Origin of the sequence: Streptomyces rubrogriseus (assembly GCF_027947575.1) — a bacterium.
Classification (GTDB): domain Bacteria; phylum Actinomycetota; class Actinomycetes; order Streptomycetales; family Streptomycetaceae; genus Streptomyces; species Streptomyces rubrogriseus.
Genome location: NZ_CP116256.1, coordinates 7437369 through 7459097, shown reverse-complemented (window position 1 = coordinate 7459097; position 21729 = coordinate 7437369). Strand labels below are relative to the sequence as shown.

17 protein-coding genes are annotated in these 21729 nt (G+C 71.5%); 13 read left to right on the top strand and 4 right to left on the bottom strand.

Features of this window, described 5'->3' with window-relative positions; genetic code table 11:
* Nucleotides 1-46: 46 nt before the first annotated feature.
* The 3 genes from Sru02f_RS33415 to Sru02f_RS33405 form a co-directional block, all read right to left on the bottom strand.
* Nucleotides 47-2713: a glycosyltransferase family 4 protein gene (locus tag Sru02f_RS33415; RefSeq protein WP_109034436.1), complete on the bottom strand. Its 2667-nt coding sequence runs from the start codon at nt 2711-2713 to the stop codon at nt 47-49.
* Nucleotides 2714-2898: 185 nt separating this feature from the next.
* The gene (locus Sru02f_RS33410) at nt 2899-4233 is read right to left on the bottom strand and encodes a polysialyltransferase family glycosyltransferase (protein WP_109034437.1); all 1335 of its coding nucleotides are present in this window, start codon (nt 4231-4233) and stop codon (nt 2899-2901) included.
* Complete coding sequence (locus Sru02f_RS33405) at nt 4230-5216, bottom strand: glycosyltransferase family 2 protein (RefSeq protein ID WP_109034439.1); 987 nt, start codon at nt 5214-5216, stop codon at nt 4230-4232. The genes Sru02f_RS33410 and Sru02f_RS33405 overlap by 4 nt, the downstream gene beginning before the upstream one ends.
* A 198-nt stretch (nt 5217-5414) precedes the next feature.
* Between Sru02f_RS33405 and Sru02f_RS33400 the strand changes: the two genes are divergently transcribed.
* The 13 genes from Sru02f_RS33400 to Sru02f_RS33340 all read left to right on the top strand — a co-directional run bounded on the left by Sru02f_RS33400 (nt 5415) and on the right by Sru02f_RS33340 (nt 20794).
* On the top strand, nt 5415-6755 hold the full coding sequence (locus tag Sru02f_RS33400; protein WP_109034441.1) for a DUF6716 putative glycosyltransferase: 1341 nt from the start codon (nt 5415-5417) through the stop codon (nt 6753-6755).
* A gap of 50 nt (nt 6756-6805) precedes the next feature.
* Nucleotides 6806-8080, top strand: coding sequence for an N-acylneuraminate cytidylyltransferase (locus Sru02f_RS33395; RefSeq protein WP_109034442.1), 1275 nt, complete (start codon nt 6806-6808; stop codon nt 8078-8080).
* A 13-nt stretch (nt 8081-8093) separates the two neighbouring features.
* The gene (locus Sru02f_RS33390; protein WP_087807607.1) at nt 8094-9032 is read left to right on the top strand and encodes an N-acetylneuraminate synthase family protein; all 939 of its coding nucleotides are present in this window, start codon (nt 8094-8096) and stop codon (nt 9030-9032) included.
* A gap of 43 nt (nt 9033-9075) precedes the next feature.
* Nucleotides 9076-10143, top strand: coding sequence for a hypothetical protein (locus Sru02f_RS33385; RefSeq protein ID WP_109034444.1), 1068 nt, complete (start codon nt 9076-9078; stop codon nt 10141-10143).
* 239 nt (nt 10144-10382) lie between these two features.
* Entirely contained in the window at nt 10383-11615 is a 1233-nt protein-coding gene (locus Sru02f_RS33380; RefSeq protein ID WP_109034445.1) for a M20 family metallopeptidase, read from the top strand.
* Nucleotides 11616-11798: 183 nt separating this feature from the next.
* On the top strand, nt 11799-12842 hold the full coding sequence (locus Sru02f_RS33375) for a BMP family lipoprotein (protein ID WP_109034447.1): 1044 nt from the start codon (nt 11799-11801) through the stop codon (nt 12840-12842).
* A 273-nt stretch (nt 12843-13115) separates the two neighbouring features.
* Nucleotides 13116-14162, top strand: a complete 1047-nt coding sequence (locus Sru02f_RS33370) for a BMP family lipoprotein (protein ID WP_109034449.1) — start codon at nt 13116-13118, stop codon at nt 14160-14162.
* Nucleotides 14163-14398: 236 nt separating this feature from the next.
* Complete coding sequence (locus Sru02f_RS33365) at nt 14399-16021, top strand: ABC transporter ATP-binding protein (protein ID WP_109034450.1); 1623 nt, start codon at nt 14399-14401, stop codon at nt 16019-16021.
* Entirely contained in the window at nt 16021-17145 is a 1125-nt protein-coding gene (locus Sru02f_RS33360) for an ABC transporter permease (protein ID WP_109034452.1), read from the top strand. The genes Sru02f_RS33365 and Sru02f_RS33360 overlap by 1 nt, the downstream gene beginning before the upstream one ends.
* A complete protein-coding gene (locus Sru02f_RS33355) occupies nt 17142-18416 on the top strand; it encodes an ABC transporter permease (protein ID WP_109034454.1) in 1275 nt (424 codons plus the stop codon). Before Sru02f_RS33360 ends, Sru02f_RS33355 begins: the two co-directional genes overlap by 4 nt.
* Nucleotides 18413-18805 carry a cytidine deaminase gene (locus Sru02f_RS33350; protein ID WP_003974083.1) on the top strand — a complete coding sequence of 131 codons (393 nt, stop codon included), beginning with the start codon at nt 18413-18415 and terminating at the stop codon, nt 18803-18805. The genes Sru02f_RS33355 and Sru02f_RS33350 overlap by 4 nt, the downstream gene beginning before the upstream one ends.
* A 30-nt stretch (nt 18806-18835) precedes the next feature.
* On the top strand, nt 18836-20113 hold the full coding sequence (locus tag Sru02f_RS33345) for a thymidine phosphorylase (protein WP_174855186.1): 1278 nt from the start codon (nt 18836-18838) through the stop codon (nt 20111-20113).
* Nucleotides 20114-20209: 96 nt separating this feature from the next.
* A complete protein-coding gene (locus Sru02f_RS33340) occupies nt 20210-20794 on the top strand; it encodes a Uma2 family endonuclease (protein WP_109034457.1) in 585 nt (194 codons plus the stop codon).
* Between the two features lies 1 nt (nt 20795).
* On the opposite strand, the gene Sru02f_RS33335 is transcribed toward Sru02f_RS33340, so the two are convergent.
* Entirely contained in the window at nt 20796-21716 is a 921-nt protein-coding gene (locus Sru02f_RS33335; protein ID WP_109034459.1) for an AEC family transporter, read from the bottom strand.
* Between the last annotated feature and the right edge of the window lie 13 nt (nt 21717-21729).

Sequence of the window (21729 nt, the reverse complement as noted above, 5' to 3'; positions counted from 1 at the left end):
GCTGTCCGGCGGGGGACGCCCGCCGCGGCCCCCGCCGGTCCGCCGCTCAGTCCCCCTTGCGCAGCCGCGCCGAGTGATGGGTCACCTGGGCCCTGACCGACTCCCTGCGGGCCAGCTGGCGGATGGCGCGGCCGCGCGGGCCGAGCAGGGCCGCCACCCGGGAGATCTCCGACCACACCCGGCCCCGGTCGCCCCCGGCGATGGCCGCGGCGGCCAGGAGCCGGCACGCCTCACCGGTCCGGCCCCGGGCGGCCCGCAGTTCGGCCATGCCGATCAGCACGTCCACCGGCTGCCGGCGGCGCAGGATCTCGGTGCCCACCCGCAGGGCGTCCTCGACGTTCCCGGTGGCGACGTGGCGCTTGAAGTCCTCGTTGAGGTGCCGGATCTGCTGGGGGATCACCGCCCGCGGCTCTCCGGGAGCGTCGCCGTCCGCCGTCCCGGGGTCCTCCTCGGGCGCGGCGTCCCGACCGTGCGGCACCCGGCCGGGTCCGGGAAGCCCCAGGGCGGCCGTCATCCGGGCGGTGAACGCGGGAATGGCGAACAGTTCCTCGACCTCCCGGTAGTCGCCCTCCGAGACCCGCTCGTCCAGTACCGCCCGCAGGGCCTCGAACGCCGCCTCGGGGGTGTAGTCGGCGAAGGAGCGGTAGCCCGGCACCCCGTCGAGCACCTCGTGGGAGCCGACCCGCCGGTAGGTGACCACCCGCAGCCGCTGCTGGACCGCCTCGACCACCGACAGCGGCATCGGGTCGTCCACGGAGGAGAGGAAGAAGACGTCCGACGCGGCCAACTCCTCCCGCACCCGGGGCCGGGACAGCGCGCCCGTCCACGTCACCCGGTCGGAGAGCAGGGTCGACGAGGCGATCCGCGGGGTGCGGTGGCCGACCCACGCGAACCGCCACGGCAGGCCCTCGGCGTGGGCGAGTTCCGCGACCCGGGAGAAGAGGTCCAGGCCCTTGCGGTCCTGCATGGAGCCGACCATCACGATCCGCGGCAGCGCCCCCGGCACGGCCCGGGCGCGGACCCGGTGGGTGTCCTGCGGAACCGAGTTGTAGACGACGACGGGATCGGTGACGCCGAGCCCGCGGAACATGTCGGCCTGGGCGGTGGAGACGCACAGCACGCTGAGCTGCGGCAGGAGCTTCAGCATCTCCTTGTGGCGCAGCGCGCTGTGCTCGGCCTCGTAGGCCATCACGTGCTCGGTCTCGTGCGCGTACAGGAACACCGCCCGGTCCTCGGCGAGCAGCGTGCCGACGAGATCGTTGCCGATGGCCGAACGCCACAGCGGGGCGAGGCTGTTGACGAGGACCACATCGATGTCCCGCAGCGCGTCGAGCACGTCCTCGGTACGGCAGTACGCGCTCAGGTCGAGGTAGCGGACGTCCACGGGGGAGTGCGCGAGCAGCGCCTGGGTGTACGTCAGGACCGGGATCGCCACGCCGGTGACATAGCCGAAGCCCAGGCCCAGCACGGCCAGCGAGCGGGGCGGCCGCTGCCGGTCCCGTACCGCCCGCAGCGCCCGCTCGGCCCGGGTGCCGACCGGCGCGCGGGAGGCCTCGGCGGACTCCGGCGCGGCCCGCGGCGCCCGGACCTTCGCCTCCCGGACCACCGTGAGGATCCGCTCCGCCACGTCGTCGTGGAAGGTGAGGAAGTGGGTGAGCGGTTCACCGGTGTTGTTGCCGGCGAACTTGCCCGTGCGGTGCAACTGGCCCACCACGTCGACGAGTTCCCCCACGCTGCCGACGTTGCGCAGCAGCGCGTGGTTGACGGCGGGGAAGACGATGTTCAGCGGCGGCGGGCTGAACAGCACCAGCGGGACACCGGCCCGCAGGGTCTGGAGGTAGGTCGTGGAGAAGAAGGTCAGCGCCAGGTCGTAGGACTCCAGGCCCGCCGCGTCCACCAGCGTCGACTCGTCCAGGACCGTGACGCCGGGCAGCGTGCCCAGCCAGTTCAGGTGACCGGAGAGGGTCGAGGGATGCGGCTTGACCGCCACCTCGCCGAACTCGGCGAGCGCCTCGCAGGCCGCCCGCAGGTACTCGCGGTGCTGACCGGCCGCCAGTTTGCGCTGGTCGCCCAGGGGCTGGTCGAGGACGATGATCCGCAACGGCTCCCGCGAGGAACGCGCGGGCCGCGGCGCCGGATTGAGAGTGGCGCGCAGCAGGCCGGGGTCGTCGCTGTGGCCGAGGGCGCCGGTGATGTGGACGACCGGGTCGTCGTCCGCCCTGCGGTACAGCAGGTGCTGGGCGGTGGAAGGCCCCCAGACGCAGACGGCGGCGGGGCCCGAGGCACCGTAGTACCAGTTCTGGTCGCGGAGCCCGGGGCCGAGCCTCTTGTAGTGGAAGTCGAGATGCCCGTCCTGGACCAGGACCACCGGCAGCGTCTCGGTGAGGGCCTGGGCGACCCTGCTGCCGCGCTGCGAGCGGTCGTTGAAGAGGATCAGCCGGTCGACGGACTCCGTCCGCACGAAGTCCGCTATTCGGGGGGCTGTCTCCTCCAGGAACTGCGCGTGCGCGAGCGCCTCCTCCTCCCGGAACAGGTTGTCCACCCGCGCCCCGTCGAGCCGGGCCGAGGCCTCCTCCTCGATCCACCGCCCCACGTCCCCTTCGAGGTCGGCGGTGACCAGCAGGAAGGTGTGCTCCCTCGCCCCCGGTGCGTTCATGATCCCTGCGGTGAGACCGACACCGTTGCGGTTCTCGATGAAGACGGCGATACGCATAGACGACCAGCCCAGTCCCAAGGGTCTGCGGTGCACAGATGCACGGAGTTGTGATTTTTCTGGGGAGATTTCCCGTGCGGATCATCGCACGGGAAGTGGCGTCCAATGAGTGAAGGGAAAATGAACGGAAAGGGGCGCGGCGGGCGAGTAATTCCACGTTCATGTTCCCGACACCGGAAATCACCTCAGCGTTTGACCGACCGCCGAATGCTGCGCGCCCGGCGCACGACCCTGCGTGCCGTGGCATTGCGCGGCAGGAACGCCAGCCGCTCCGGAATTCCGCCGGGCAGCCCCAACGACGTGAGCCGCCGCTTCTTGAAGTACCGCCGGGTGCGGGCGTCGAGACTGCTCCGCAGGTACTCCTCGGCGGCCGGCCGCAGCTCCGGCAGGATCTTGGACTGCATCGCGAAACCGACCGCCCGCACCAGCGCCGCCAGGGCCTCGGCGTCCAGGCCCGGACGCCCCTCGGCGACGGCCTCGGCGTCGTCCGGCCCGGGCAGCAGCGCGTCGACGATGGTGACGGGGACGCGGTTGCTGTTCTCGTACGGCGTCAGCCGGTCCAGCAGGGTGCCGGTGCCGACCCGGGCGACCGGCAGGCGGTACAGGGCGGACGCGGTGAGCAGGGCCGTGGAGAAGCAGCCGACCACCAGCGCCGGGCGCAGCCGCTGGTACAGCACCTCCGCCAGGACCGGGGTGTCCAGCACGGTGAGGTCGACACCGAGCCGCTCCGCCTCCTGCTCCAGGGAGCGGATGAAGCGCGCCGGGGCCGTGGGGTGCGGCTTGAACACCACCCGGGTATGGCCGAGCCCGACGGCGCCGGTCAGCATCCGCACGTGCAGGTCCTCCTCCTCCTCGGCGGAGAGGATGCCCAGCGCCGACAGGTACTGACCGAGCAGCAGCGCCGGTTCCTCGACGTCCGGCAGACCGGCGCCGGTGTCCGCCAGCTCGGCCAGCACCTTGGTGAACGCCTGGGTCGGCACGATCTCCGGCGCCACGCCGAACTCGGTGAGCAGCAGCGGCGTCAGCCCCGGCACCAGGTCGAGGTGGAGCAGCCGCGTCACGCGCGTGCCGACCAGCGGGTCGAGCTTGTTGCGGGTGGGCCCGTAGCTCATCAGACCGTCCGCGTAGACGGTCAGCGGCGCGTCGGTGAAGATCTGCGCCACGCCCAGCGCCGGGTGCACCTGGATGGACTCCACGACGAGTTCCACGTCGTCGTCGCCGAGCCCCCAGGCCAGCCGCAGATACCGCTCCCACATCGGTGCGTCGTCCACCCGCGGCGACCAGCCGCCGGGATGGAAGGGGAAGATCGTCTCGTTCCACGACACCACGTCGTCGAACCGCGACCGCAGCCGCTCGAAGCCGGGCATCTCGTCCGGGGCGGGCGTCGTCTCGGGCGTCGCCGCGTTGTTGGAGACCAGCAGGATCCGCCGGTCGGCCGCGTCGAAGCAGCCCGCGTCCAGGGCCGCGGCGAGCGTGGCCGTGCCGTACAGCGTCGAGGCCAGGAAGATCTGCGTGCTCACGCGGCCACCCCCGCGCCCGAGCCCGAGACCGCACGCCGGCGCAGCCGCCGCAGCCGGGTGGCGCGCTCGGTGTCCATCGAGCCGAGCACCTGGTCGAGCGCGTCCTGCGGCATCCGCCGCAGCGCGGCGGCGCTCATCGCCTTCAGTTTCCGGGCCACGGCAGGCTCGAACCTTTCGATGGAACCGAGATGGTGGGAAATGATCGCGCAGTACGTGCGCACGGCCTTCGGGAGCAGGTTCGCGGCGTCGGGGTCGTCGGCCGCCCCCGCGACGACCTCGTCGAAGGCGCGGAGGAAGTCCAGCTGGCGGACGTCCCCGATCTGGGTGAGCGAGGACGCCACGCCGCGCCGGTAGAAGACCCCGAGCAGTCCGGTCACCGCGAAGGACTCCGCCTCCCGGTGCAGCTTCCAGATCCACGGCCGGTCCTCGGCCGTGCGCAGCCCGTCGGTGAAGTGCAGCAGGCCCCGCTCCACCAGCCGCCGGTGGTAGATCCCGGCCCAGGCGTAGGCGTAGTCGACGGACGTGGACCGGTGGGCCGGCAGGATCGCGTCCCGCGGCCGCAGGACCACGTTCCTGCGGCCGTGCGGCACCCGGTACACGGTGCGGGCCCGGGCCGTGCACTGCACGTGGTCGGTGCGCACGAAGTCGCAGCCCAGCCCCTCGATCGCGGCGACCAGCCGGTCGTAGTGGCCGGGCGCCAGCCAGTCGTCGCCGTCCAGGAAGGTGAGGTACTCGCCGCGCGCCCGGTCGATGCCGGTGTTGCGGGCGGTCGCCAGGCCGCCGTTGCGCTCGTGTCGGACCAGGACCGCCCCGGGCAGCTCCTGCTCCGCGCGCGCGAGGATGTCCGCGGTCCCGTCGGTCGAGCAGTCGTCGACGAGAATGAATTCGAAGTCGTCCCGCGCGTTCGCGCGCAGACTCCGCAGGGTGTCGGGTGCGTATTGCCGCACGTTGTAGAACGGCACGATGACGGAGAGAGTTGGCACGTGCGGGACGTTAGGCGGCGCTCCGGCATGCGGCTTTACCCGTGGCTTGATACGAGGTGAACGAGGCGTGGCGAAGCGGTGAAGCGGATGCTATTCCGCGGACCGGGCCGGCCGATTCCCCATTCGGCGACGTGCTGTTCACCCTTTGTTGGATTCCGGTTGGGCGGTTCCTAGAAATGCCTTCCTAGCGTCTACGGCGTGCCAGCAAGTGCAACGAAGGCCCTGCGAGTCGCCGTCCTGGCGGACTCCGACACCCGGTGGAAATGGGGCGCGCTCACCGCGACCCGCGTCCGCCCCGGGGACCCGGAGATCCACCTCGACGGTTACCTCCTGCGCGGCCGAGCCACCCCCACCACCCGCCAGCTGCGGGAGGTCGGCGTCAGCGCGGACTCGCTCCGCGAGGTGACCGCCGTCGAGTTCCTGCGCGCCATGGACGGGGCGCGGGGCGAGGACTCCTACGACGTCCTCGTCCTCGCCCTGGTCGGCGGCGGGGTCCAGGCGATGCTGCACGGACTGGGCCGCGTCTGGCAGGACCGCGCCGAACGGCCCGTGGTCGTCACCGGATACGTCGGCGTCGTCTACGAGAAGCTCGCCGACGGCCTGCTGCTGCGCCACGGCGCCGACCTCGTGCTCGCCAACTCCCGTCAGGACGCGGAGCGTTTCCGCGCCGTGTACGAGGGGGTCGGCGCCGACGCCGCCGCGGTGACCGAGGTCGCCCTGCCCTTCCTGGGCGGGTCCGCCTACGCCGGTGAGCCGGGCGACCGGGGCGAACGCCCCTACACCGTGGTCTTCGCCGCGCAGCCCTCCGTGCCGGACAGCCGCAGGGACCGTACGTACCTCCTCGAACGGCTGATCGAGCACGCCCGGCTGCACCCCGAGCGCGAGGTGCTGCTCAAGCTGCGCTCCAGGCCCGGCGAACACACCACGCACATCGAGGAGCTGCCCTACCAGAAGCTGGTGCAGCGGGCCGACCCACCGGCCAACTTCCGCCTGGTCTACGGGCACATGGGCGAGGTCCTGGACCGTACCGACCTCCTGGTCACCGTCAGCTCCACCGCGGCCCTGGAGTCCCTGCACCGCCGCATCCCCACCGTCGTCCTCAGCGACCTCGGGGTGCGCGAGGCGCTCGGCAACCACCACTTCGTGGGCTCCGGCTGCCTCGCCTCCTGGGACCAGCTCGACGCCGGCCACCGCCCCGCCCCCGACCCCGAGTGGGTCGCCCGGCAGGGCGTGGCGGCGGACGGCGGCTACGAGACCGCCTTCGACCAGGCCCGCGCCCGCATCGCCGCCCTGCTGGTCCGGCCCGGCGGCCTGCCGCCCCTCGCCCCCTACTACACCCTCGCCACCGCCCCCGGTTACCTCCCCGGCATCCTCGCCCGCCACCACCTCGCCCCCGACGGCACGCCGCTGCCCGGCGCCCCGGCCGCCGACCGCGCGCCCGGCCCGGTCCGCCAGGTCGTCCGCCGCGCGGCCCGCGGCGCCTACCGGCACGGCGTCCAGCGGGTCGCCCCGGTGATCCGCCGGATGGGGGAGCTGTGACGACCCCGATCCCCGGGCCGGCCTCGACACCTGCGCAAGGAGCAGTTGCCATGTCCAACAGCCAAGCGAGTCCGGGCGCTTCGGTGCGCCGGGTGCTCGCCGTGATTCCCGCCCGCGGCGGCTCCAAGGGAGTGCCCGCGAAGAACCTCGCCCCCGTCGGCGGCGTCCCGCTGGTGGTCCGCGCGGTGCGCGAGTGCCTGGCCGCCCGCCTGGTGACCGACGTCGTCGTCTCCACCGACGACCAGGCCATCGCCGCGGCGGCCCGCGAGGCCGGCGCCGAGGTGGTGCTGCGCCCCGCCGCCATCGCCGGGGACACCGCCACCTCCGAGGCCGCAGTGCTGCACGCCATGGACGCCCACGAGGCCCTGCACGGCGCCGCCGTCGACGTGGTGCTGCTCGTCCAGTGCACCAGCCCCTTCCTGGTCCGCGAGGACGTCGACGGGGTGGCCGGCGCGGTCGTCGAGGACGGCGCGGACACGGCCGTCACCGTCGCCCCCTTCCACGGCTTCGTCTGGCGGGACGGCGCCGACGAACCGGGCGGGGCCGACGGCGGCCACGGCGTCAACCACGACAAGGCGTACCGCCCCCGCCGCCAGGACCGCCCCCAGGACCTGCTGGAGACCGGCGCCGCCTACGCCATGGCCGCCCCCGGCTTCCGCAAGCACCAGCACCGCTTCTTCGGCCGCACCGAACTGGTCCGCACCGACCCGGCCCGGGTCCTGGAGATCGACGACCCGCACGACCTCGCCCGCGCCCGCGCCCTCGCGCCGCACTTCGACGCGGCACGGCCCGGCGCCCTCCCGACCGCGGCCGACATCGACGCCGTGGTCCTCGACTTCGACGGCACCCAGACCGACGACCGGGTGCTGATCGACACCGACGGACGGGAGTTCGTCTCCGTGCACCGCGGCGACGGACTCGGCATCGCCGCCCTGCGCCGCAGCGGCCTGACGATGCTGATCCTGTCCACTGAGGTGAACCCGGTCGTCGCCGCCCGCGCGCGCAAGCTCAAGCTGCCCGTGCTGCACGGCATCGACCGCAAGGACCTCGCCCTCAAGCAGTGGTGCGAGGAACAGGGCATCGCCCCCGAACGCGTCCTCTACGTCGGCAACGACGTCAACGACCTCCCGTGCTTCGCCCTGGTCGGCTGGCCCGTCGCGGTCGCCAGCGCCCACGACGCGGTACGCGGCGCGGCCCGCGCGGTCACCACCGTCCCCGGCGGCGAAGGCGCCGTACGGGAGATCGCGGCCTGGCTGCTCGGCCCGTCCCTGGACGCCCTCGACCCCGCTCTCGCAACCACCCCCACGCTCACCCAGTCCAAGTAAGGAACCCCCTGCCATGAGCACCAACTCCCGCATCCGCACCTTCGGCACCCGCGAGGCCGGCCCCGGCCGCCCCGTCTACGTCACCGGCGAGATCGGCATCAACCACAACGGCGAGCTGGAGAACGCCTTCAAGCTGATCGACGCCGCCGCCGAGGCCGGCTGCGACGCCGTCAAGTTCCAGAAGCGCACCCCGGAGATCTGCACCCCGCGCGACCAGTGGGACATCGAGCGCGACACCCCCTGGGGCCGGATGACGTACATCGACTACCGCCACCGCGTGGAGTTCGGCGAGGACGAGTACCGGCAGATCGACGAGTACTGCAAGACCAAGAACATCGACTGGTTCGCCTCCCCGTGGGACACCGAGGCCGTCGCCTTCCTGGAGAAGTTCGACGTCCCGGCCCACAAGGTCGCCTCCGCCTCCCTGACCGACGACGAGCTGCTGCGCGCCCTGCGCGCCACGGGCAAGACGGTCATCCTCTCCACGGGCATGTCCACCCCGAAGCAGATCCGCCACGCGGTCGAGGTCCTCGGCAGCGACAACATCCTCATGTGCCACGCCACGTCGACCTACCCGGCGCAGGCCGAGGAGCTGAACCTCCGCGTCATCAACACGCTCCAGCAGGAGTACCCGAACGTCCCGATCGGCTACTCCGGCCACGAGACCGGCCTGCAGACCACGCTGGCCGCCGTCGCCCTCGGCGCCACCTTCGTCGAGCGCCACATCACCCTCGACCGCGCCATGTGGGGCTCCGACCAGGCCGCCTCCGTCGAGCCGCAGGGCCTGACCCGCCTGGTCCGCGACATCCGCACCATCGAGGCCTCCCTCGGCGACGGCGTCAAGAAGGTCTACGACTCGGAGCTGGGCCCGATGAAGAAGCTGCGCCGCGTCACCGGCGTCGTCGCCGAGGCGGAGATCGCCGCCGCCGCGGGCGAGCCCGTCACCGTCTGATCCCCGGCCACCGAGTCACTCACCACGGGACGGTCCTCCACCGATGAGCCCCCGCGCCGGGAACGCCGGCCCCCGCACTCTCGCCTTCGTCGAGAGCCCGGTACAACTGCTGAACGTGCTGGAGTGGGCGCACACCCGCGCACCCGGCGCGGAGCTCACCCTCGTGGTCCTCTCACCCGTCGACCCGATGACCCGCGGCCAGCTGCGCCGCATGGCGGAACTGGCCCGCAAGGAGGGCCACGAGATCCGCTGGGAGGAGGCGCGCGGCGGCGCCACGGCCCCCTTCCGCACGATCGGCGGCCTGACCACCGCGCTGCGCCAGGCGGACCGGATCGTCATGGGCGACCCGTTCTCCCGCTACGTGCAACTGCTCCTCACCATCACCCGCGCCCACGACCTCGTCGTCGTCGACGACGGCACGGCCACGATGGAGTTCGTCACCCAGCTGGCCCACGGCGAACGCCTGGTCCGCTGGCACCGCAAGGGCAGCCGCCCCGGCCCGCGCGACCTGCTCTTCGCCCCGGTCTCCCGGTCCGCCCGCCACCGCCTCACCCCGGCCCCGGACCGGCAGGTGTCGGTGTTCTCCTCCATGCCCATCGAGGACGTCCCCGAAGGCGTCACCGTCACCGCCAACGACTTCGCCTGGACCAGGTCCCGCTTCGGCCCGCCCCGCATCACCAAGGGCGCCGACATGGTCGGCACCTCCCTGGTGGAGACCGGCGTCGTCGACGCCGACCGCTACGTGGACGCCGTACGCGCCCTGGCGAAGAGCCACGGCGCGGCCCGCTACTTCGCCCACCGCCGCGAGAGCGCCGTGAAGCTGCACCGGCTGGCCGTGGAGACGGGCCTGCAGATCGTCCGCCCCGACCTCCCGCTGGAGCTGATCGCCCGCCGCGGCCCGATCGGCCGTACCGTCCTCAGCTTCCCCTCCACCGTCGTCCACACCCTCCCGCTGGCCCTGGCCGGCACCGACGTCCGCGTCGCCGTCTGCGACATCGACCCCGCCTGGCTCACCGAGTCGGCCTCACCGCGGGCCCGCGGATTCCTGAGCAGCGTCACCGGCTCGGCACGGGACGTGCACCGCCTGTCGGCGGTGGCGGGCACGGCGTAGGGCGCGTGGAGCAGGCCACCCGTGGTAACCGTGAGGAAGAGGACGGGTGCCGTGGAGCGGTCGGAACGCTCCCGGTGATCTCATGATCGGCTCGGTCGGAAAGGCGGCCGAGTTTACCCAAGCGAGACGATGGCTATGCGTAGGGCGGCCGAGTTTTCTTCCCCTAACGGGCTGAATTTTGTTGATCGTGGGTCCATCGATCGCCCGGGAGCCCTACGCTGCAAAGGGTGAACGTGTTGATGTCCCCAGAGTCCGAGGCCGACACTCCCGGTGAAGCCGCGCTGCCCGGCACCTTGCCGGACGCGCTGCGCGCGGAGCTCGTGGCCTTCCGCCGCGACCTCCACATGCACCCCGAGCTGGGAAACCAGGAGTTCCGCACCACCGCCGCGATCAAGGAACGGCTGGAGCGGGCCGGTCTCAAGCCGCGCGTGCTGCCCATCGGCACCGGACTCGTCTGCGACATCGGCACCGACTCGGGGCAGTGGTCCGGCGGGCCCCGCATGCTCGCCCTGCGGGCCGACATCGACGCCCTGCCCATCCCCGACACCAAGAGCGAGTGCGCCTACCGCTCCCAGGTGCCCGACCGCGCCCACGCCTGCGGGCACGACGTGCACACCACCGTCGTCCTCGGCACCGGCCTCGTGCTCGCCGCCCTGCACGAGCAGGGCCTGCTGCCCCGGCCCGTGCGGCTGGTCTTCCAGCCCGCCGAGGAGGTGCTGCCCGGCGGCGCCGCCGACGCCATCGAGGGCGGTGCGCTCGACGGGGTGCGCCGCATCCTGGCCGTGCACTGCGACCCCCGGGTGGACGCCGGGAAGATCGGGCTCAGGGTCGGCCCCATCACCTCCGCCTGCGACCGCCTCGAAATCGCCCTGAACGGCCCCGGCGGCCACACCGCCCGCCCGCACCTCACCACCGACCTGGTCACCGCCACCGCCCGGGTGGTCACCGACGTGCCCCCGCTCGTCGCCCGGCGCGTGGACAGCCGCAGCGGGCTCGCCCTGACCTGGGGACGGATCGAGTCCGGCCACGCCCCGAACGTCATCCCGCAGCACGCCGAACTCGCCGGGACCGTGCGCTGCCTCGACCTGGACGCCTGGCGGCAGGCGCCCGACCTGGTGATGGGCGCCATCGACGAGATCGCCGACCTGTACCGGGCCAAGTCCGAGATCACCTACGTCCGCGGCGTCCCCCCGGTCGTCAACGAGGTCACCAGCACCGAGCTGCTCCAGGCCGCCATGGTCGCCCGGCGCGGCACCGACGCCGTGGAGGGCACCGAGCAGAGCCTGGGCGGCGAGGACTTCTCCTGGTACCTGGAGCACGTGCCCGGCGCCATGGCCCGCCTCGGCGTCCGCCCGCCCGGCGAGCGCACGGTCCGCGACCTCCACCAGGGCGACTTCGACGTGGACGAGCACGCCATCACGGTGGGCGTCGAGATGTTCACCGCGGCCGCCCTCATCGACGCCGTGCAGTAGGCGGCGCGGCGGGCGGTGCGGTGGTAAGTCCCCCTTCGATCCGGTCGTTAACAGGGCGGTAACCGGCCAGCGGCACGAATGGATAACGGCGCCGCGCAACCCCGTTCCCAGGAGGTTCTACGCGCGTTACTGTGCGCCGAACCGAGCGCCCGCTGCGGGGCTTTGGAGAATGGGGAACTTCAGATGCGTCGGACATCAAGACTGATCCGCGTCGCGGTGGGGGTCGCGTCGCTCGCACTCGCGGCCACGGCCTGCGGCGGCACCAGCGGCGAGAGCGGCGACGACGGCGGTGACGACAAGGGCCTCGCCATCGCCTACGACGTCGGCGGCAAGGGCGACCAGTCCTTCAACGACGCCGCGTACGCCGGTCTGGAGCGGGCGAAGAAGGAGTTCGGCTACAAGACCGCCGACATCGAGCCCACCGACGGCGAGACGGACGCCGACAAGGAACAGCGCCTGACCTCCCTGGCCAAGCAGGGCTACAACCCGGTGATCGGCGTCGGCTTCGCCTACGGCCCGGCGATGAAGAACGTCGCCGCCAAGTACCCGGACACCACCTTCGGCATCGTCGACTCCGTGGTCGAGGGCAAGAACGTGGCGTCCCTCGTCTTCGCCGAGAACGAGGCCTCCTACCTGGCCGGCGTCGTCGCGGCCAAGGCCACCAAGACCAAGACCGTCGGCTTCGTGGGCGGTGTGGACGTCCCGCTGATCCACAAGTTCCAGGCGGGCTACGAGCAGGGCGTCAAGGACACCGACCCGAAGATCAAGGTCGTCTCGCAGTACCTGACGCAGACCGCTGAGGAGGGCGGCTTCTCCAGCCCCGACAAGGGCAAGGCCGCCGCCGAGGGGCAGATCGAGAAGAAGGCCGACGTGGTGTACGCGGCGGCCGGTCTCTCCGGGCAGGGCGTCATCGAGGCCGCCGCGAAGGCGAAGGTCTGGGCGATCGGCGTCGACTCGGACCAGTACAAGCAGGAGGCTCTCGCGGCCTACAAGGACTCCATCCTGACCTCCGCCCTCAAGGACATCAACGGCGCGGTCTTCGCCCTGGCCAAGTCCGTCGAGGACGGCAAGCCGCTGACCGGCACCCACACCTTCGACCTGAAGTCCGACGGCGTGGGCCTGTCCGACAGCAACCCGAAGTTCGCCGAGGTCCCGGGCGCCAAGGAGGCCGTGGAGAAGGCCAAGACCGGCATCGTCGACGGCTCCATCAAGGTCGCGACCGAGTAGCCGCACCCCCGCACACACCCGCACGAAGCGGACGGACACCTCCGGGTGCCCGTCCGCTTCCGCGTCCGCCGCCCGCCGCCGCCGGGCGTCACCCTCCGCCACCCCCCGTTTGCGTCCGGCAAGCCCCGTACCCCCATTCGCGGGTCCTTGCTCACGGGCGGATAACAAGGTGGACAGAAGGGGTTTTCAGGCAGGTCTACGCGCGTTAATCTGCGGCGAAGCCAGCGCCGCAGCCGAACCGTCCCCGGCGCTTGTACGACAGGAGCACCAGACATGCGCCGGATTTCCCGGATCACGGTCGCAGGCGCAGCGACCGCCTCCCTGGCCCTCGCCCTCGCCGCCTGCGGTGGTACCTCGACCGACTCCGGTTCGGAGTCCAAGGGGGACAAGGGCCTCGCCATCGCGTACGACGTCGGCGGCAAGGGCGACCAGTCCTTCAACGACGCGGCGTACGCCGGTCTGGAGCAGGCCAAGAAGGAGTTCGGCTACGAGACGGCCGACGTCGAGCCCACCGACGGCGAGACCGACGCCGACAAGGAGCAGCGGCTGTCCTCGCTGGCGAAGCAGGGCTACAACCCGGTCGTCGGCATCGGCTACGCCTACGCCTCCGCGATGAAGAACGTCGCCGAGAAGTACCCGGACACCACCTTCGGCATCGTCGACGACGCCACGATCGAGGCGAAGAACGTCGCGGACCTGGTCTTCAACGAGCAGGAGGCGTCCTACCTCGCCGGTGTCGCCGCCGCCAAGAGCACCAAGACCAACACGGTCGGCTTCGTGGGCGGTGTGGACGTCCCGCTGATCCACAAGTTCCAGGCGGGCTACGAGCAGGGCGTCAAGGACACCGACCCGAAGATCAAGGTCGTCTCGCAGTACCTGACGCAGACCGCTGAGGAGGGCGGCTTCTCCAGCCCCGACAAGGGCAAGACCGCCGCCGAGGGCCAGATCGAGAAGAAGGCCGACGTGGTGTACGCGGCGGCCGGTCTCTCCGGCCAGGGCGTCATCGAGGCCGCCGCCGCCAACAAGGTCTGGGCGATCGGCGTCGACTCCGACCAGTACAAGCAGGAAGCCCTCGCGAAGTACAAGGACTACATCCTGACTTCGGCCACGAAGGACGTCGCTTCGGCCGTCTACAACCTTTCGAAGTCGGTCGAGGACGGCAAGCCGGAGACCGGTATCGTTCGGGGCGATCTGAAGTCCGGCGAGGTCGGTCTCTCGGACTCCAACCCGAAGTTCGCGGACGACGCCGAGCTCCAGGCAGCCATCAAGTCGGCCAAGGAGAAGATCATCAGCGGCGAGATCAAGGTCAAGAGCAGCTGAACGGCTGAGTAGCACCAGCAACACCTCGAACAGCGTGTAACCGCGCCGGCCCGGCCGCACGGCGGGGTACGGGGAGAGCGTCCTCGAAGTCGCCCTCCCCGTACCCCGTCGCGTCGATGTGCCGCCGCTTTTAGATGCCGTAGGGGCGCTACGCGCGTAGACGGCCCCCGTCCCCAGGAGAGTGCGCCATCAACGCGTCCAGCAGCCCTCCGGCCGGAGCGGCGGTCAACGAACCGGTGACCGCCGTCGAACTCGCCGGGATCACCAAGCGTTTCCCCGGAGTCGTGGCCAACCACGACATCCACCTCACCGTCCGCAAGGGCACCGTCCACGCCCTCGTCGGCGAGAACGGCGCCGGCAAGTCGACGCTGATGAAGATCCTCTACGGCATGCAGAAGCCGGACGAGGGGACCATCGCGGTCGACGGCGAGAAGGTGGCCTTCTCCTCGCCCGCCGACGCCATCGTGCGCGGCATCGGCATGGTCCACCAGCACTTCATGCTCGCCGACAACCTCACGGTCCTGGAGAACGTGGTCCTCGGCAGCGAGAAGCTGTACGGCATCGGCGCCAAGGCCCGCCGCAAGATCAAGGAACTCTCCGACCGCTACGGCCTCGGCGTGCGCCCCGATGTCCTCGTCGAGGAGCTGGGCGTCGCCGCCCGCCAGCGGGTGGAGATCCTCAAGGTCCTCTACCGCGGCGCCCGCACGCTGATCCTCGACGAGCCCACGGCCGTCCTGGTGCCGCAGGAGGTGGACGCCCTCTTCGACAACCTGCGCGAGCTGAAGGCTGAGGGCCTGTCCGTCATCTTCATCTCCCACAAGCTGGGCGAGGTCCTCTCGGTCGCCGACGAGATCACCGTCATCCGCCGCGGCACCACGGTCGGCACGGCCGTCCCCGCCGAGACCACGCCCCGCCAGCTCGCCGAGCTGATGGTCGGCAGCGAGCTGCCCACCCCCGAGACGGCGGAGTCCACGGTCACCGACCGCGCGGTCCTCACCGTCGACACCCTGCGCCTGGCCGCGCCCAGCGGCAAGGCCCTGCTCGACGACATCTCCTTCACCATCCACGCCGGTGAGATCCTCGGCATCGCCGGCGTCGAGGGCAACGGCCAGACCGAGCTGGTCGACGCGCTCATCGGGCTGCGCCACGCCGACTCCGGCTCCATCCGCTTCCTCGACCAGGACATCACCGCGCTGCCCACCCGCAAGCGCCGCGAGCAGGGCGTCGGCTACATCCCCGAGGACCGCCACCGCCACGGGCTGCTCCTGGAGGCCCCCCTCTGGGAGAACCGCATCCTCGGCCACGTCACCGAGAAGCCCAACAGCAAGGGGGTCTGGCTGGACCTCAAGAACGCCCAGCAGGACACCCGCCGCATCGTCGAGACGTACGACGTCCGCACCCCCGGCATCGACGTCACCGCCGCCTCGCTGTCCGGCGGCAACCAGCAGAAGCTGATCGTCGGCCGCGAGATGAGCCACAAGCCGCGCTTCCTGATCGCCGCCCACCCCACCCGCGGTGTGGACGTCGGCGCGCAGGCCGCGATCTGGGACCACATCCGCGAGGCCCGCCGCGAGGGCCTGGCCGTGCTGCTGATCTCCGCCGACCTGGACGAGCTGATCGGCCTGTCCGACACCCTCCGGGTGATCTACGACGGCAAGCTGGTCGCGGACGCCGACCCGGCCACCATCACCCCCGAGGCGCTCGGCTCGGCGATGACCGGCGCGGCCTCCGGACACCTGGAAGACGAAGAGAACCCCGAGACCCCGGACGGCGCGACCGGCTCCCCGAAGTCCGCGGCGCCCCCCGCGTCGCCCGAGTCGCCCGCGTCCCCCGAGTCTCCGGAAGACGAGGCCCGCTGATGAAGAAGTTCGACAAGGAGCGCGTGCTCCTCGCGGTGGCCGGACCGGTCATCGCGCTCGCCGTGGCCTTCGTGCTCAGTGCGATCGTCCTGATCGCCTCGGGCAAGAACCCGGTCGAACCGTTCGCCCTCATGTTCGAGCAGGCCGGATTCTCCGACATCCAGGTCCTGATCATCAACCAGGCGTCGATGTACTACATCGCGGCCCTCGCGGTGGCCATCGGCTTCCGGATGAACCTCTTCAACATCGGCGTCGACGGGCAGTACCAGCTCGCCGCCATGATGGCCGCGATCGTCGGCGCCCACGCCAACCTGCCGGCCGGCCTCCAGGTCCCGCTGCTCCTCCTGACCGCCGTTCTCACCGGCGCCTTCTGGTCCGGCATCGCCGGCGTCCTGAAGATCACCCGGGGAGTCAGCGAGGTCGTCGCGACGATCATGCTCAACTCCATCGCCACCGCCGTCATCGGCTACCTGTGGCTGCCCGACGTCTTCGGCGTCAAGATCGGCAACAACAACACCACCGGCGAGATGCACGAGTCCGGCTGGATCCCCGGCATCGACATGGGCGCGGCCGGCGAGATCTACGGCCTGGTGGTCCTCGCCGTCCTCCTCGGCATCGGCTACTGGCTCGTCCTCAACCGCACCCGCTTCGGCTTCGACCTGCGCGCCTCCGGCGCCTCCGAGTCCGCCGCCGCGGCCAGCGGTGTCGACCCCAAGCGCATGGTGCTCACCGCGATGCTGATCTCCGGCGGCCTCGCCGGTCTCGCGGGCCTGCCGATCCTGCTCGGCGACACCCACACCTACAGCCTCAACTTCCCCACCGGCATCGGCTTCCTCGGCATCGGCATCGCCCTGCTCGGCCGCAACAGCCCGGTCGGCATCGCCTTCGCCGCCCTGCTGTGGGCCTGGCTCGACAAGGCCAGCCCCGAGCTGGACTTCCACGGGTACGACAAGGAGATCGCGGTCATCATGCAGGGCCTGATCGTCCTCTCCGTCGTCGTCTCCTACGAGGCCGTCCGCGAGTGGGGCCTGCGCCGCCAGCAGCGCCGGGTCGGCGCGGAGCTGGCCGCCGGACACGTCCTCGGCGCCACCGACAACTCGAAGAAGGAGGTGGCCGGCCGATGACCGCTCCGACCACAGCGACCGACGTCAACCAGCCGTCGCTGGAGCACGCACCACCGACCGGCCGCCGCATGTCGTGGCCCGTGCTGCTCCTGGTCATCGCCGGAGCCCTGGCGCTGACCTCGATCGTCCGCCTGATCACCGGCGCCAACGGCATCACCAACGTCAGCCAGATGTCCACCGCCCTCCAGCTCGCCGTGCCGATCGGCCTCGCCGGTCTCGGCGGCCTGTGGGCCGAGCGCGCGGGCGTCGTCAACATCGGCCTCGAGGGCATGATGATCCTCGGCACCTGGTTCGGTGCCTGGGCCGGCTTCCAGTGGGGTCCGTGGACCGGCGTCCTCGTCGGCATCGTCGGCGGCTGCCTCGGCGGCCTGCTGCACGCCATCGTCACGATCACCTTCAACGTCAACCACATCGTCTCCGGTGTGGCCATCAACATCCTCGCCCTCGGCGCCACCCGCTACCTCGCCCCGCTCGCCTTCGAGGGCCACCAGGGCGGCTCCGCCAAGCAGTCCCCGCCGGTCGACTCCCTCGGCCACTTCTCGATCCCGGGCCTGTCCGGCTGGCTGGACAGCCTCAACGACCAGCACTGGTTCTTCGTCTCGGACATCGCGGGCCTGCTCGGCGGCCTGGTCACCGACGTCTCCTGGCTCACCCTGATCGCGGTCGCCCTGATCCCCGCCACCTGGTGGATCCTGTGGCGCACCCCGTTCGGCCTGCGGCTGCGCTCCTGCGGCGAGAACCCGATCGCCGCCGAGTCCCTCGGCGTCAACGTCTACAAGTACAAGTACCTGGCCGTGATCATCTCCGGCGGCCTGGCCGGCCTCGGCGGCGTCTTCCTGTCCATCGTGGCCAACCCCTTCTACCTGGAGGGCCAGACCAGCGGCCGCGGCTACATCGGCCTCGCGGCGATGATCTTCGGCAACTGGATGCCGGGCGGCCTCGCCATCGGCGCCGGCCTCTTCGGCTACACCGACAGCCTCAACCTGCGCGGCGGCTCCGCCAACGTGCACGCCCTGCTGCTGCTCGGCGCGCTGCTGCTGGTCGCCGGCGCCATCTGGCTGGTGATCCGCAAGAAGTACGTCAAGGCCGCTATCACCTTCGTCGTCGGCGCCCTGGTCTTCGCCTGGTACGCCGGCACCAACGAGGTCCCCAACCAGGTCGTCTCCGCCACGCCGTACGTCGTCACCCTCGTCGTCCTCGCCCTGTCCGCGCAACGGCTGCGGATGCCCAAGGCGGACGGCATGCAGTACCGCAAGGGCCAGGGCAAGTGACCGGGGCCGACTGGGAGGAGCTGCGCACGGCGGCCCGGGACGCGATGTCCCGGGCGTACGCCCCCTACTCGGGGTACGCCGTGGGCGCCGCCGCCCTCGTCGACGACGGCCGCACCGTCACCGGGTGCAACGTGGAGAACGCCAGCTACGGCATCGGCCTGTGCGCCGAGTGCGGGCTGGTCTCCCAGTTGCAGGTGACCGGCGGCGGCCGGCTGACGCACTTCGTCTGCGTCGACGGCGCGGGCGAGGTACTCGTCCCCTGCGGCCGCTGCCGCCAGCTCCTGTACGAGTTCGGCGGCCCGGAGCTGCTCCTGGAGACCCCGGAGGGGATCCTGCCCCTGTCCCGGATGCTCCCGCAGGCCTTCGGCCCCGACCACCTCACCAAGTAGTAACTCGCGTTAGGAAAGCCAGACATGGCCATGGACGTCATCTCCGTCATCCGCACCAAGCGGGACCGCGGCGAGCTGACCGGTGAGCAGATCGACTGGGTCATCGACGCCTACACGCGCGGTGAGGTGGCCGACGAGCAGATGTCCTCGCTCGCGATGGCGATCCTGCTCAACGGCATGAACCGCGGCGAGATCGCCCGCTGGACGGCCGCGATGATCGCCTCGGGCGAGCGCATGGACTTCTCGTCCCTGTCCCGCCCGACCGCCGACAAGCACTCCACGGGCGGCGTCGGCGACAAGATCACCCTGCCCCTCGCACCCCTGGTGGCGGCGTGCGGCGCGGCCGTCCCGCAGCTCTCCGGCCGCGGCCTCGGCCACACCGGCGGCACCCTGGACAAGCTGGAGTCCATCCCCGGCTGGCGCGCCCTCCTGTCCAACGAGGAGATGCTGGACGTCCTGGACACCACCGGCGCGGTGATCTGCGCGGCGGGCGACGGTCTGGCCCCGGCCGACAAGAAGCTGTACGCGCTGCGCGACGTGACGGGCACGGTCGAGGCGATCCCGCTGATCGCCTCCTCCATCATGTCCAAGAAGATCGCCGAGGGCACCGGATCGCTGGTCCTGGACGTGAAGGTGGGCTCCGGCGCCTTCATGAAGACCATCGAGGACGCCCGCGAACTGGCCTCCACGATGGTCGGCCTCGGCACCGACCACGGCGTGAAGACGGTCGCGCTCCTCACCGACATGGCCACCCCCCTCGGCCTGACCGCGGGCAACGCCCTGGAGGTCCGCGAGTCGGTCGAGGTCCTGGCGGGCGGCGGTCCGGCGGACGTGGTCGAGCTGACGTTGGCCCTGGCCCGCGAAATGCTCGACGCGGCGGGCCTGAAGGACGCCGACCCGGCGAAGGCACTGGCCGACGGCTCCGCGATGGACGTCTGGCGCCGCATGATCGCGGCCCAGGGCGGCGACCCGGACGCGGCCCTGCCCACGTCGAAGGAGCAGCACGTGGTGAAGGCGGGCGCCTCCGGCGTCCTGACCCGCCTCGACGCCTACGACATCGGCGTCGCCGCCTGGCGCCTGGGCGCGGGCCGCGCCCGCAAGGAGGACCCGGTGCAGGCCGCCGCGGGCGTCGAACTCCACGCCAAGCCCGGCGACACGGTCACCGCGGGCCAGCCCCTCCTCACCCTCCACACGGACACCCCGGACCGCTTCGAGTACGCGCTGGCGGCGGTGGAGGGCGCGTACGACGTGGCCCCGGCGGGCACGCCCTTCACCGCCTCGCCGGTGGTGCGGGAACGCATCGCCTGACCTGCGGTTTCCTCGTACGGGTGAACGGGACCGGTAGACCAGTGCCGGTCCCGTTCGGCATGCTGGGATCGGTGACGCACCGATAGGAGAACCGCCATGAGCGCACTCACCGTGAGCCAGGAGCCCGACCAGAACTGGGACGACCTCGTCCGGTTCTGGGAGGAGATGGATTGGCCCGAGGGCAGCAAGGTGGAGATCATCGAGGGGATCATCACCGTGTCACCAGCTCCGGGACTGCCTCACAACGACATCACCGATCGCATTCAGCGCCGTCTGTACGCGGTGATCCCTGACCGATGGGGGATCTATCAGACCCTCGCGCTATCGGTGCCGTCTCGCCTCGGGATGCTGATCCCGGATCTTGTGGTGACCCAGTTGCCGGATCACACGGAGTCCGACACCCACATCCCCGCCGCCCTCGCGGAGCTCGTCGTCGAAGTCACCTCCAAGTCCGACGCCCGGCACGACCGCATCGGCAAGCCCGCCGCCTGCGCCACCGCGGGGATCCCCCTCTACCTGCTCGTCGACCGCTGGGCACCCGGCGGCCCCACCGCGACGCTGTACGGCGAACCGAAGGGTGATGTCTACCGGGTGCTGAGCGCCGCGAAGTTCGGCGACTCCCTCACGCTCCCCGCACCCTTCGACCTGACCATCGACACCGGTGAGTTCCCCGAGGCCTGACTCACCCGAGCACCGCCGCCACTCCCACCAGCACCGGCACGGACACCACCGTCGAGACCAGGATGGCGTCGCGGGCCAGGCGCTCGCCGACCCCGTAGGTCGACGCGTAGGTGTACAGGTTCTGCGCGGCGGGGAGCGCCGACGTCACCACCACGTCGAGGAGTTGGGGGCCCCGCAGACCGAAGACTCCGGACGCCAGCGCCCAGGCCACCGCGGGCTGGCCCACCGCCTTCAGCGCGACCGCGAGCAGCACCGGCCGCCGTTCCACGCCCCGCAGCGGCATGGTGGAGCCGCACAGGCCGATGCCGAAGGCCAGCAGCACCGCCGGGACCGACATGTTGCCGATCAGCGTCACCGGGTCCATGACCGGGTCGGGCACCTCGAGGCCGCTCGCGGCGACCGCGACCCCGGCGAGTGAGCCCAGCGCGATCGGATTGCGCAGCGGCGTCAGCAGGCGCCGCCACAGGGTGCCCCCGGCGCCCCCGCGCGACAGGTCCAGGATCGTCACCGCCACCGGCGTCACCAGCACCAGCTGGAACAGCAGCACCGGCGCCACCAGCGAGGTGTCGCCCAGGACGTACACGGCGATCGGGATGCCGAGGTTGCCGGAGTTGACGTAGCCGGAGCACAGCGCGCCGATCGTCGTACGGCCCACACCCCAGCCCCGTACGACGCCCACCGCGACGAACGCACCGGCCACCGCCACCGTGGACAGGGCCGTCACCAGCAGCCGGGCGGAGAAGACCACCGACAGGTCGGCCGTCGCCAGCGTGGTGAACAGCAGGGCCGGGGAGGCCACGTGGAAGGCGAGCTTGGTCAGCACCTCGCGGCCCTGAGGGCCCAGATGGCCGCGCAGGCCGAGCACATAGCCGACGCCGATCACCACCGCGATGACCGCGAAGCCGGTCAGCACCCCCTGCACGGCACCTCCCCGC